Source organism: Pseudoalteromonas sp. NZS71_1 (assembly GCF_015864305.1).
In the GTDB taxonomy this organism is placed as follows: Bacteria; Pseudomonadota; Gammaproteobacteria; order Enterobacterales; family Alteromonadaceae; genus Pseudoalteromonas; species Pseudoalteromonas arctica.
In genome coordinates, this window is sequence record NZ_JADYXM010000001.1 from 555,054 (window position 1) to 568,728 (window position 13,675).

The following is a 13,675-nucleotide window of genomic DNA, read 5'->3' on the forward strand; positions in this document are numbered from 1 at the left end:
ATTTAGTGCACAAAAAAAAGCGAGCTATTCATTATGAATAGCTCGCTTTTTTAATGCTTGAAATAACTTATGTGATTATTATTAAACCGCTGTTGGTTTAACTTTATGCTTAGAGTGCACAATTGCTAAAACAATTAAGCCAATCACTGTCACTACAGCGCCAATAGGTTTACCTAAATCGCTTGATAAGTTAAGACCAATTGCTGCAGTGCCAATATAAGAAACCGTTACCGCTGTTGCTATAACAGCAGGAACACTCGCAATCCAGTGGAATGCTCCACGGTCAAACAAGTACTTAGTGGCAAGCCATAATACGCTTGTAGAAAGCAGCATGTTTGAAAATGCAAAGTAGCGCCAAATTAACGAGAAATCGAGTTTCGTCATAAAGTATGCAATAGCAAGTATAGGTACCGCTACCAATAAGCGGTTACGTAAACTTTGCGGAATATTAAACGCATCAACAACGGTTAAACGTAGTGAGCGGAACGCTGTATCGCCAGAAGTAATCGGGAAAACGGCTACTGCAATAATTGCCATTATACCGCCAAATACACCTAAGTAACTGTTAGCTACATGGTTTACAACTAAACCTGGACCACCTTGATCAAGCAATGTTTTTAAGCCAGCGTAACCATCTGGGAACGCTGCAATACCTGCAAGTGCCCATACACAACCAACAATACCTTCACACATCATAGCGCCGTAATAAACTGGGCGTACGTATTTTTCGTTAGTTAAACAGCGCGCAATAATTGGCGCTTGAGTAGAGTGAAAACCACTAATAGCACCACAGGTAATTGTTATAAATAGCAATGGCCACGTTGGTAACCCATCTGGGTTTGGTTCTAAAAAGTCATGTGCGTGGTCAGCTTCAAAGTAAGCTAAAAAGTCACTTGGAACAGGCAAGTGCGGCGCATTAATAAGTAATGAAATAGCAATTGCCACTGTCATTACAATCATTAGCGCACCAAAAATTGGGTAAAACTTTGTTATTATTTTATCAATTGGTAGCAAGGTAGCTAAAAAGTAATACGCTAAAATAGCAAGTACCCAAAAGGTGTTATTTGCCAGTATTGTACCTTCAAAAAAATCAAGGTTACTTAACAAACCTGCAGGGCTCATAATAAATACTACACCTACAAAAAACAGTAGCATGGCAGTAAATATAAGCATAAAGCCTTTAAATACCACATTGTAATAATGGCCTGCGATTTCTGGTAAGCTTTTACCATCTTCTTTTATACTCATTACACCTGAGAAGAAGTCGTGTACAGCACCACCTAAAACATTACCAAGTACAATCCATACCAATGCAACAGGTCCGTATAAAGCACCTAAAATTGGGCCAAATATTGGACCTACGCCTGCTATGTTTAAAAACTGAATTAAAAATGCTCTTACAGGATGAATAGCTACGTAATCAACACCTTCGCTAAAGCGTTTTTGTGGTGTATCAACGGTTGAATCCAAGCCTGCTTGCTTTTCAACAAATGGGCTATAAAACTTATAGCCCAGTATTAAAATGGTAAGGCAGATAAAAAAGATGATCATAAAGCACGTTTCTCTTTTTGTATGTGTGTTATAGAGCGCATGTGTGTCGCCCCGCCTGTTCAATCCGTGAATAATCGACGATTTTATCAAAGCGTCATAACCCTAACAATAAGACGTTTAGCTAATACAATAATCGATATAAGTCACTATTTACGCAACATGCACACTTAACACTCACTTATCGCCTACGTCTTATTTTAGGCACAAAAAAAGCGGTTAAACTTTTACGTATAACCGCTTTCACACACAATGTTTTTTTAAAGTGGGTTCATAAACTCACTAATTTGTTGATGCGTTAAAGTAGGTGTTGCACCAGAGCTTTCGGCGACCATAGCGCCAACAGCACATGCAAAGTCAACGGCATATTGCGCGTCGTCGTTGCTACAAAGCTGATATATTAACGAACCTAAAAACGAATCCCCTGCGCCAACAGTATCAATTACGCTAATTAAATAACCTGAATTATAAAAATTATCGCCTTTGATTGTTAACAAAGCACCGTGGCTACCTTTGGTTACACATAAGTAATCGGTATTTGTTTGCTGTGCAATAAACGCTAAATTTTGTTCAAGCGAATGAAACTTACAACCCATCGCTTTTGCTATTTCGTATAGCTCTTCATCATTTAATTTAATAAAGTCTGCTTTATTCATTAAATCTACAAGTGTTTCTAACTTGTAATGCGGTGCACGCAGGTTTACGTCAAACACTTTGAAGTTTGCTACATCAACTAATTGATTTAATGTTGCTAAAGACGCTTCGCTTCGCCCAATTAAGCTGCCAAATACAAATACATCGCTACTTTTAACTTTACTAAGTAACTCATCTGTAAGCGCTATATTATCCCACGCAGTGTCTGCAACTATTTCATAACTTGCAGAACCTCCACTGTCGAGCGTTACCTCAACCGTGCTAGTTTTTTTATCACTATTGATAGCAATGTATTCGCAGCTTACGCCTTTGCTAGTAATTTCGCCTAGTAGCTCAGCGCCTAACTCGTCGTTACCAACAGCGCTGATCATATCGGCTTTAATGCCTAGTGAGTTAATACGCACACACATATTAAGTGGCGCGCCACCTAAGCGTTTACCTGAATCAAAACAATCCCACAGCACTTCGCCAAAACAGCTAACACTTACGGTTTCACTTGATTTATGATTAATTAAAATGCTCATAATTAGTTACTCTTTTGATCAAGTACAGCCTGCATAATGGCTTTAATTTTACTATTAGGTGCATACAACGCAGCAATCGACTTTTTATATTCAGCAGTAAATGCTTCGTTATGCTCAAGCTTACCAAACAAGCTCGTTAACTTTAAAAATGCAGACGGGCTAGTTTGAGTCTCTTGCGCATAAGAATTAAGCTCTTTGTGCATCGCATCTTGAATTTCAAGCTTTTCGCCGTTTTCACTTAAACCCTTATCGCTGTATAAACACCAAGTTGCAATAACAAGCGTTGCCAGTGATACATCTCGACCTTGTACTAGGTTTTCGTTAATTGTGGCAATTAAAAACTTAGGCAGTTTAGCTGAGCTTTCACTACAGATACGCGCTAGGCTGTCTTTAATATTAGGATTAGCAAAACGCTCTATTAACGTATCTTTGTAGCTTTCAAGGTCAATGCCTTCAAGTGGTTCAAGATTTGGCGTTACTTCTTTATCCATAAAAGCACGCAGGTATGTGGCAAATAATTCATCCGATACCGTTTCATCAATAGTGCCATAGCCATGGATTGAACCTAATAAACCAAGCACAGAATGCCCTGCATTAAGTAAGCGTATTTTCATGGTTTCATAAGGCGTTACATCAGTAACAAACTGTGCACCAACAACGTCCCAATTTGGGCGAGAGTCACTAAATGTGTCCTCTATTACCCATTGTGTAAACGACTCACAGGTAATTGGCCACTCGTCGCTAACACCATATGCATCAACCACGTAATCAATATCACTCTTTTTAGATACCGGTGTAATACGGTCAACCATCGCATTTGGAAACGATACGTTTTGCTCAATCCACTCACTTAAATCTTTGTCTTGCTCTGTAGCAAAGGCTAAAAGCATTTTGCGTGTTACGTTACCGTTGTGCTGAATGTTATCGCACGACTGCACTGTAAATGCGCCTAAGCCTTGCTCTTTACGCAGTTTTAACGCAGCAGTAATGTAACCAAACGCTGTAATTGGGTCGTTCGGGTTATTAATGTCGTTAATAATATCTGGATTACTGTAATCAAACTCGCCCGTTGCAGGGTTAAAGTTGTAGCCGCCTTCGGTAATAGTAAGCGACACAATTTTAGTATCGCTGTGCGCTAACTTATTAATTACCGCTTGTTTGTCCTCTGGAGCAAACAAAAAGTCGATCATTGAGCCAATTACTTTGTTATCTATTTTACCGTCTGGGTGTCTAACAGTAAGCGTATAAAGGTAATCTTGCTGCTTTAAAATATCACGCAGACCACGGTTACCCTCTAAAAGGCCAACACCACATATGCCCCATTGCTCAGAGCCTGGAGTTTTTAAAAGCTCGTTAACATATACCGCTTGATGAGCACGATGAAAACCGCCCACGCCAATATGAACAATACCGGCTTTAACTGCGCTACGGTCGTAGGTTGGTGTATCAACATGGCTTGGTAATTGAGCCAAGCTTTGTTGGTTTAGCCCTGTAACTAGAGCGTCAGTGTGTTGATGTTGCGTCATGGTGCGACCTTACTAAACAAAAATAAAATATAAATTACGATACTGTATTACGATAAGTAATTACGATGCTGTATTGAGTACTTTATGGCGTTTTAACGACCAGTACGCAGTAACAAAATAAATAACAGTACAAATAAAACAGGCTATTTCGAACTGCGATTTATTAGCGCTGTACATACTCATAGTTTCACTGAAAAACATTACTTGGCTGGCAAATATAAAAATAATAACCAGTGAAACCGTAGAAACCGCATTAAGTACTTTGGTAAATACAGAGCTGTCAATTACTGGCTTTGGAATGTCTTTAGCTTCAGCAGCTTGATATTCTTTAATATCACGTTGCTCTTGCTCTTCTGCTTCAATCTCTTGTGTGTAATCTTCACCGGCGCCGTATTTTTTAGCTAAAAGCGTATAAATAACGATTGTGAAAATCCACGTAGGAATAAACAAGTAGTAAAACGACATTACATCAATAGCATTTAAACCAAAGCCAAACACAAGCGCTAACGCCCAAGATGCTATAGCCGGTACGCTGCGGGTAATGTTTTTATATTTAGCCCAGTAACGTGTTAGGCCAATTTTAGGAAATAACACATGTTCAGCAAACACAATGCCGCCTACTGGCACAACTAATAAGCCTGCGTAGGTAAGTAGCGGAAGCATTTGTGAAAATACAAACGGGAAACACGCAATAATCACGGTTACAACACCTACAATAGCAGTTGTGCGTTCACGTGATTGATTAACAAATATAGATTGTGCTGCAAGACCTGCACGGTAAAGGTTTGCGTTAGCTGTAGTCCAACCGGCAATAATTACAATAACAAAGCCAGTCCAACCTAATGCATGGTATGCAACATCGCCCGGATCAAGTGATGAAATAGTTGTTTTAAGTAATACCGCAACACCTGCGCCCATAATACCGGCAGAGATCCACGCTAAGTAATGACCAAAAAACATGCCCACGCCAGAAAACAAGCCATAGCTTTTGCGTTTAGCAAATCTAAAAATAGCCATGTCGATTAAACCAAAATGAGTAATTGAGTTAGCAGCCCATGCAAAGCCAATCACTTCTAATAGGCCAATGCCTTTTTCACCATCGGCATTGGTGCCCGTCCATATGGAGGAGTCGCCTATGGTCATAAAGTCGCTAAAGCTAGTTAAAGAGGTAGAACCTAATACGTGATTTGAAAGCTCAGGGAATAACGCGAACGAACCTGCAATAAATATAACAAATAGCCACGGCGCGCACAGTTTCGAAAAGTCAGCAACCGTAGAAAAGCCATACATCGCAACAAACACAACAATAGAGCCAACAGCTAAAACAATGGCTACAAACCAAAAGCTATTTGGATACCAATCAAGTTGCGCAGGTATATCAAACAAAAACCGCACGGCGGTGGAGGATACCGTGATCATCGCGGCCGATATAACACTAAAAATAACCACGTTAGCCCAGTTATAGAGCTTGGTCATTGAGTTACCAGCAATTTTGTTTAAGTAGTTATATAAACTTAAGCGGGTTTCTACTGCAATGGGTGCAGTAATCAGCCACCAAGAACACATTGCTAGCAGGTTACCTATTAATAAACCCAGTAGAATGTCGATGGTTGAAGCGCCTAATGCAACAAACGTTGCACCAATAACAAATTCAGTAGCCGCAACATGTTCGCCAGCATATAGCCCTGCAAAATGTTTCCAGCCATGAAGCTTATTATTAGCAACAGGAAGTTGCTCTTCGTTTACATCTTTAAATGTTTGTGTGTGTGGACTCGTTGCCATGGTATTTCCTATTGTTAACAGCAAAGTACTTAATACCTAAATACTTCGCCTTTTATAATTTGGCTTATAAACGCATGATGTTTTGCCATGTTTTGTTTTATTTTTAGTAAAGCAAAACCATCTACATTTATATTTTTCGTTTGCTTGCCTGTCAGTGTGTAAGGCGAGCAAATCGCGTTTAAAACTTTGTTTATTTAAAAAGCTGCGTGTTTACTGCTTTTTAAGTGCAGGGTATGCACTAAAAAAATCTTGCCAATGCGTTAAATGATCAACATTTGGGTAAGCACTGTGTACATGATTAACAGAGCCTTGCATATGTTGCCCACCGCTGTAATGCAGTACTTGCATGTTAGCGTCAATTCCTGCATTTACGCCGGCTTTACTGTCTTCAATCACTAAACAATGCTCTGGCTTTACACCCATTTGTTTAGCTGCATATAAAAATAAATCGGGTGCTGGTTTGCCACGCTTAACTTCGCTGCTGGTAAAAACCGTATCGCTAAAGTACTTACTTAAACTCACTACGCTCAACGCTTTTGCGGTGCGTGCTGGGCTGCTGCTAGTAGCTATACAAATAGGCACAGCTAAATTGTTAAGTACGTCTTTTATACCGTCAGTCGTGGTTAGTCCTGTTTCAAATTCGTTTAACAGTGCCTCGCGGTAGTCACCTTCAAAGCTTTCAGGAAGAGTGACATTAAATGCATCCGCTATTTTTTGGCTTACTGTTTTAAAGTTGCAGCCTAAAAAGTGTTGCTGTACATAAGCACGGTCAATACCAACGCCTTTTTCAACAAGCATATTAATGAGTACTTGTGCGCTTAAAATTTCGCTATCAATAACAACGCCATCACAATCAAATATCACTAGCTCAATGTTAGTATTCATCTTGTCACCTTATTAAAACTGTTTGGTTTAGCTAATTTAAGTATAACGAGTTAAGCGCGATTAATATTGTGCAGCTTTTTAGTGCAACTCAATAATGAGCATAAGCCCACCGATTGAGCATATTCCCTTTATTGCACGAATATGTCAACACACTGTAAGTATAAAACGCACCAGCTTGGTGAAAATACACTCAGATAAAACTAAAAACCTTTGTATTTAATCAACTTTATAAAAGCATATTGCGACCAAGGTCGTAGTAAAAAAATTCCGTTAACGTAAAAAGTGCTCCTGTTAATTTATTTCATCTGTTTTACAAATCACATCAATCTAATTAATCAGTTTTACCGAAGTTAATAAAATCAATACTATCGTTAACAGATTAACAGCCTGCACCACTGCCGGCACTTTTAAATAGATGAGGTCGACAATGAATACTCAAATAAACAAAACAAAATTAACACTAACTGCACTAGCACTTGCAATGGCATTACCGGCAAGCGCAGCGACAACACTTACTAAAGATAACGGCGCAGCTGTTGGCGACAACCAAAATTCAATTACTGCGGGCGAACGTGGCAGTGTATTACTAGAAGACGTGCAACTAATTCAAAAGCTACAACGCTTTGCACGTGAGCGTATTCCTGAGCGTGTTGTGCATGCTCGTGGTACTGGCGCACACGGTGTGTTTGTAACATCAAAAGAGCTAGACGATTTAACAATTGCAGCACCGTTTGCACAAGCAGGTAAAGAAACAGACGTATTTGTTCGCTTTTCATCTGTAATCCACTCTAAAGGTAGCCCAGAAACACTGCGTGACCCACGTGGCTTTGCAACTAAGTTTTACACAGACCAAGGTAACTGGGATTTAGTCGGTAATAACTTACCTGTGTTCTTTATTCGTGATGCGATTAAATTTCCAGACATGGTTCACTCTTTAAAACCATCTCCGGTTGATAACATTCAAGATCCTAACCGCGTATTCGATTTTTTCTCGCATGAACCAGGTTCTACACAAATGCTAACGTGGGTTTACAGCGACTACGGTACACCAGCAAGTCTTCGTAAAATGGACGGTTGGGGTGTACATGCATACAAAATGATTAATAAATCGGGTGATGTTAAATACGTTAAGTTTCATTGGGTAAGCCAGCAAGGTATTGATAACCTTGACGCAAAAGAAGTGGCAAAAGTACAAAGTCAAAACTTTCAGCATTTAACACAAGATTTATACACTGAAATAAACAGAGGCAATTTCCCTAAATGGGATCTGTACATTAAAACGCTTGATCCATCGCAACTTGATGACTTTGATTACAACCCGTTAGATGCAACAAAAATGTGGTTAGACATTAAAGAAACTAAAGTAGGAACAATGACCTTAAACCGTATGCCAACTAACTTCTTCCAATCTACGGAACAAGTAGCAATGGCACCGGCAAACATTATTCCAGGTATTGAGCCTTCAGAAGACCGTTTATTACAAGGTCGTATGTTTTCTTACGCTGATACACAAATGTACCGCCTAGGTGCTAACCACCAGCAATTGCCAATTAACCGTGCAAAAGTTGAAGTGGTTAACTACAACCAAGACGGCGCAATGAATATTGGTAACACGACAAGCAATGTGAACTACCAGCCAAGCCAAGAAAACGTAGCTGAAAACCCAATTGCACGTAGAAGTAACACAGAGCTTAAAGGCTTTGTACAACAAGCCGCGATTAAAAAGCAGCAAAACTTCGCGCAAGCAGGTGTTATATACCGTGGTTTTAGCAAGCAAGAACGTACAAACCTAATTAATAACCTAGCAGGTGATTTAGGCAAAGTGCAAAACAGCAGTGTTAAACACAAAATGCTTAGTCACTTTTACAAAGCTGATAGCGAGTACGGTACACGCTTAACTAAAGCTGTAAACGGCGACCTTAAAATGGTTAAACAACTAGCCGCTAACTTATAAGCAACTAGTTAAAAGCAATTAGTCCCAACTAAATAGCTATTTAAACCACAACCATGAGGAAGGAATAAACCCCTTCCTCTTTTATAAGAGACAATTGTTATGCGTAATTTATTAATTATAGTCGCTCTATTTCTGAGCTTTACCAGTAGCGTTTACGCTCAAAATACATCAGATACACAAACACCCAGTTCGCAAGTTGAAAGCCAACATTCTGCAAAAACTCAATACGATAGCTTATTTGCTTATTACTTTGCCGCAGCACGTACAAACGACACCGCTGTAATAGAGCAATTTGTAGATGCTGGTATTCCTATCGACAGCTACAACAATAAAGGCTACACCGCGTTAATGATTGCTACTTACCATGGTAATAAAAACACGGTTAACACACTTTTACACTTAGGCGCTAATGCCTGTCTAGAAGATAACCGTGGCAACACAGCGCTAATGGCCGCTATTTTTAGAGGTGAATTTAGTATAGCTAAAACACTCGTATCACTTGATTGCGACAACGCGCATCAAAACAAAGCCGGTCAAACAGCCGAGCAATTTGCACAAACATTTGGTCAACAAAAAGTTATAGAGTTACTAGCGCAGGTAAATAATGCAAAATAATCTGCACGCAACAAAAAGCCCTAAAATAATAGGGCTTTTGATTTACTAAATATATGTTCAAATTAAACGTACTTACTCTAAAAACAGTGTGTTTATTAAGCTTTCTTGTTCTTTTCCAGCTTCATGTTTTAATGCTCGTATAAAATCCATAGAATTGGCGGGACTGTTTGGATAACCATGATTTTTCCAAACCAACTTGAGCGCATTAATAATGGGTTCATCCCCAATAGCAGCGCGTAGCTTAGCAAAGACAATGGTTGCTCGCGAATATTGGTCAAAGCTTTGTGTAGCATCAACTAAGGCTGTTCGCTCCTTTATGTTCATCAGCATACTTTGCTCATAGCGTGTTGTTTCATACTCAACCAGCGCTTGCATTGTCGCTTTCCCATAACGCTGCTCTATAACAACAAGCTCAATATACTTTGCCATAGACTCCACTAAAAAAGCGCTATCTGAACATACCCCATTACCAATATCATGGCCAAACCATTGATGCGCGGTTTCATGAACTGCACGGCGATAGCGTTGATCAAAGCCTGCATTAGCGCTTGGCTTTGATCTAAAACCAACACTGTCTTCAATAAGTATAAGTTGCGGCAATGCATAACCTGTAGCACCAATACTAGGCGAGCCTATTAAACTCAATTGTTTTGCTCTATAAGGGCTTATATTATTAAGCCATTTTATTGTATCGCCCATTGCGCTAAGGTTTACAGCTATAGACTCCGCTCGTGCTGGCTCGTTTTTATCTTTAGCAAACACGTTTAATATCACGCCATTTTGCTGTTTGGTAACAGGGGAATAAGGCACCGTCACCCAAGCTGGGATTGCATTTATGGGTGTACGAGTCTCAAAATGAAATATTTCGCGGTCATCTTTGCTGGTACGTGATATTTCCTCTCCTTGGGTTATAACCTGATAACCCCTTGTTGTACTCACTTTACTCGACATAGTAAGCCACTGGTAATGAGTACTTGCTTTCGCCGTTTTAGCAAATAGCTTCGTGGGTCTAATCACCGACTTCACTTTAAGTGCGTGTTGCTGACGAAGTATAGGATCGGTTAATTCATAATTATCTTGATAGCCAACAGTCGGTAATAAAGGCACTGATCGTATATAGCTAAATTCAGGGGTTATTATCTGATGGCCTCTTACTGGCCAAAGCTTAGCTTGATGAACATCAAACCGTGTAACTAGTTTACGTATTTCTCCTGGCTGCATTTCATTCTCAAACTTAAACACAGCTTGATTAAGCAAGGGAAAGCTTTTAGCCCTTTGCGCGCCATCGATTTCAATATCGGCCCATTTATAAAAACCAGAGCGCCCAACCAATATCTCTTTAATAGGGGCTTGATGGGTGTTTTTTAAGGTATATATTAAGGAAAAATGAGCTTGCTGCTGATGCGGATAAAAGTCTACATTAGCATCAATGTGCATAATGCTTGGCTGTGATACATTGCGCCATTGTGAGAATGCTTTTTCGTATTGTGCTTTAAATGCCTCGCGTTTATGCGAGTTGGTTAAAGGCTTCTCCTCAACCAGTCTTAAATGTAATTGAGTAAATAGTGCCACAGTGATAAGTAAAGGAATAAGTAACCAAAAATGTTTAACCCCCATTACTCTTTGGCTCAACCCGGCACCTCGGTGATTAAAAATCCCCGTAATTATAACTAAACTAATACACGCCACTAACCAAACTGATATATAAGGCCAATAACTACTTATACTTGCACGATAATCCCAAAAGTTATCAGGTGCCTGCAAAGGTGTCCAACCAACACTCCACAATGTATGCGTAAGACCAAGATAAGTCATTATCGGTGTAAATTTAATCAGTAAAATAACAGCAATTAGCAAACCCGCAATAAGCTGCGAACGACACAAATTAAATACACACAAAAATACACACGCAATAATGGCAAGCACAATTGCCATCAAAAATAAAATGGTTAAATGTACTTCAAATTGATATGCACTGTGTAAAAACCACTGAGCTGCACTTGCCCCTAATAAGCTCATTGTTAAAAAAAACAATATCATAGTACCTAGGGCCAATAACTGACTGTTTAAAAAGTAATATGTTTTGAGCGGTGTGGCAGCGATCAGCTCAGCTATATTATAGTATTTAGCGAAACAGCTTACTTGCCAGCTCCACAAAGCCATTAATAAAGTGCCAAACAACAATTGCATATCAAATGCATAATAACTGATCGCATCAAGGCTTGTGGTGCTCATAACACTCATTGGTTCAACATAACCAGACGACGAGGCAACACTATTAAAAACTATCACCGGCCAAACAAAAATAATCAGTAAAGTAACAGGGTGTGAAACCAAATTAACCAGCGTAATTTTGTATAAACTGGCCATCATCAAAAATGGTTTTTTTGTGACTTTCGCTGTTTTATATTCAGCGGGTTCTAACGTGTTGTAACGAACGCATTCGTTATTATTTTTACCTTTTTGACTCTTTAATAATGTGTTTTTTTTATTTTTACTAAAAGTAATATAAAAAATACCAACAGCAAGCATACTCACAACAACGCGATTAATAGCAAATGAAGCTCCTAATGAATTGGTTAAACTGTTTATTACGGCGGTGTATGCAAAAGGGTCAAGCCAAACAAATAATGTATAAAAGCGATTGCTTATGATACTACTTCCAGCAAGCATTGGATTTCCGGTAATACTTGCAAGCATTATGTAGCCTATCCACAACACCGTAAAAACAACATAATTGGGCAATGAATTAGCTGATTTATGGCAAACAAAAAAGGCAATAACAACTAAAAAGCAGCTATTTGGTAACAATACTAAAAAACTATTATATACAGTAAAATAAACCATATTTGGTATATAGCCCAATTGCCTTACATGCATGTATATCATTACTAAATCGCTAATTAAGCTGATAATAAAAACCAAGCAAATCAGTAAGCATACTCTTGCTAAACTGCGCTTAAATAAACTAGTTTGCGTAGCATAAATAAGCTCCTGCATTGACGCGTGCTGATCTCGTAAAAATATAACGGGCGCCAATACTCCTACAAGCACAGGTAACTGCATCATTTGTAGCATTGTAATATTTAACTTAAATTGTTTTAACGAATCAACTTCAACTGTTGCAAGCCCAGAGGACAACATAACCGAAAATATTAAAGGAACAATAATGCACAACCAAACAAGTGGTTGGCGCACTGCATATCGCCACTCATTAAAAATTAACATGTTTGACTTCCTTCATTGAGTGCAAAAAAGTACTTGTCTTGAAGCGTAGCGGGCGAGTTTATTGCATTTTGTGCAGGCGCTGTATCTGCATAGACACGAAATGACGCTCTACCATAGCGATGGCTCTTACTTAATACATGCTGATTTGGTATGCCCGTAGGTAAACTTTCGAGCTGCCAAATCTTACCTTCTAAAGGAACTAGTAACTCTTTTACGTCACCGCTTTGTATGAGTGCTCCTTGATCTATAATGGCCACGTAGTGACATAAATTTTCTACATCTTCAACAATATGGGTCGATAACAATACCAACCTATTTTGACTAATACTAACGAGTAAATTATTTAAACTTTCTCGTTCCACAGGATCGAGCCCAGCAGTGGGTTCATCCATAATAATTAGCTTTGGGTTACCTAACAAAGCCTGAGCCACACCAAAACGCTGCTTCATTCCTCCCGAAAAATTAACGACCTTTTTATTAGCAAACTGAGTCAAATTGGTTAGCTCAAGTAAACTATTAATTTGGTTTTTGCGTGCATTACCATCTATGCCTTTTAATACGGCAATATGCTCAAGTAACGCCCGACAACTCATGTTGGGGTACACGCCAAAATATTGTGGTAAATAGCCTAGCTGCGATCTAAGCGCATCTGGTTGGCTAATCACATCAAGGCCATTAAAATTAATATGTCCGGAGTCGGCATTTTGTAAACACGCGAGTGTGCGCATAAGTGTTGATTTACCCGCTCCATTAGGGCCAAGTAGACCGACCATACCGGCGGGTAGAGTGATCGTCACATCATTCAAAGCCTGCGTACCATCTGCGTATTTTTTGTTGATATTTTTCAGTGTAAGCATTAGTTTCATCCTTAATTGGTATAGCACCAGCTTAAGAAAGCAAGTCAATACAAGCGAGAAAATAATGGTTAACGTATTGAAATAAATGATGAACATAAAAAA

At 39.1% G+C, this 13,675-nt stretch carries 9 protein-coding genes; 2 read left to right on the forward strand and 7 right to left on the reverse strand.

The annotated features are described in order from the left end of the window. Positions 1 to 81 precede the first annotated feature (81 nt). The 5 genes from I6F43_RS02335 to I6F43_RS02355 form a co-directional block, all read right to left on the reverse strand. The gene (locus I6F43_RS02335; protein WP_197100832.1) at positions 82 to 1,551 is read right to left on the reverse strand and encodes a carbon starvation CstA family protein; all 1,470 of its coding nucleotides are present in this window, start codon (positions 1,549 to 1,551) and stop codon (positions 82 to 84) included. 257 nt (positions 1,552 to 1,808) lie between these two features. Next, on the reverse strand, positions 1,809 to 2,726 hold the full coding sequence (locus I6F43_RS02340) for a carbohydrate kinase family protein (protein WP_076924267.1): 918 nt from the start codon (positions 2,724 to 2,726) through the stop codon (positions 1,809 to 1,811). 2 nt (positions 2,727 to 2,728) lie between these two features. Beyond that, positions 2,729 to 4,252: a mannitol dehydrogenase family protein gene (locus I6F43_RS02345; protein ID WP_165721705.1), complete on the reverse strand. Its 1,524-nt coding sequence runs from the start codon at positions 4,250 to 4,252 to the stop codon at positions 2,729 to 2,731. A 60-nt stretch (positions 4,253 to 4,312) separates the two neighbouring features. Continuing rightward, positions 4,313 to 6,034 carry a purine-cytosine permease family protein gene (locus I6F43_RS02350; protein WP_024591939.1) on the reverse strand — a complete coding sequence of 574 codons (1,722 nt, stop codon included), beginning with the start codon at positions 6,032 to 6,034 and terminating at the stop codon, positions 4,313 to 4,315. Between the two features lie 210 nt (positions 6,035 to 6,244). After that, positions 6,245 to 6,919: an HAD family hydrolase gene (locus tag I6F43_RS02355; protein ID WP_165721706.1), complete on the reverse strand. Its 675-nt coding sequence runs from the start codon at positions 6,917 to 6,919 to the stop codon at positions 6,245 to 6,247. Positions 6,920 to 7,346: 427 nt separating this feature from the next. On the opposite strand from I6F43_RS02355, the gene I6F43_RS02360 reads away from it, so the two are divergent. Both I6F43_RS02360 and I6F43_RS02365 read left to right on the forward strand, forming a co-directional pair. Further along, positions 7,347 to 8,873, forward strand: a complete 1,527-nt coding sequence (locus I6F43_RS02360; protein ID WP_197100833.1) for a catalase — start codon at positions 7,347 to 7,349, stop codon at positions 8,871 to 8,873. A gap of 99 nt (positions 8,874 to 8,972) precedes the next feature. After that, positions 8,973 to 9,488, forward strand: a complete 516-nt coding sequence (locus tag I6F43_RS02365; protein WP_165721707.1) for an ankyrin repeat domain-containing protein — start codon at positions 8,973 to 8,975, stop codon at positions 9,486 to 9,488. Between the two features lie 72 nt (positions 9,489 to 9,560). Here I6F43_RS02365 and I6F43_RS02370 read toward each other — a convergent pair whose 3' ends face one another. Next, positions 9,561 to 12,716, reverse strand: a complete 3,156-nt coding sequence (locus tag I6F43_RS02370; RefSeq protein WP_197100834.1) for a M1 family aminopeptidase — start codon at positions 12,714 to 12,716, stop codon at positions 9,561 to 9,563. Then, positions 12,710 to 13,573, reverse strand: a complete 864-nt coding sequence (locus tag I6F43_RS02375) for an ABC transporter ATP-binding protein (protein ID WP_024593255.1) — start codon at positions 13,571 to 13,573, stop codon at positions 12,710 to 12,712. Before I6F43_RS02375 ends, I6F43_RS02370 begins: the two co-directional genes overlap by 7 nt. Positions 13,574 to 13,675: the final 102 nt, after the last annotated feature.